Origin of the sequence: Jeotgalibacillus marinus (assembly GCF_040801915.1) — a bacterium.
Lineage (GTDB): Bacteria > Bacillota > Bacilli > Bacillales > Jeotgalibacillaceae > Jeotgalibacillus > Jeotgalibacillus marinus.
Window position 1 is genome coordinate 1 of sequence record NZ_JBFMIA010000133.1, and the last position, 280, is coordinate 280.

Here is a 280-nt window from a genome sequence, read left to right on the forward strand (position 1 = left end):
GGTTCCGAGCGGGGTTCGGGTTTGGCTTGCCACGTCACGAAACTGCCGCTTCCTGGCCTGCGACGAATGGCATTGTGGCTTTCCAGCACGTCAAGCGCCTCGCGCACGGTATTGCGTGACACCCCCAGATCAGCGGCAAGCGAGCGTTCGCTGGGCATGCGCGTGTCCAGCGGATATTCTTCGGATTTGATTTTCGCAAACAGCGTGTCGATGACAACCTGAACGGTTCCGCCAACGGAAAGCCCCGAAATATCTTCCGCATTCAGTCTGATGGTCATGC

The 280-nt window shown here is 58.2% G+C and carries 1 protein-coding gene; it reads right to left on the reverse strand.

Annotated elements, in window-relative coordinates:
• Positions 1-280: winged helix-turn-helix domain-containing protein (locus AB1471_RS18930; RefSeq protein WP_496350339.1), on the reverse strand; the 280-nt coding region annotated here is incomplete at both ends.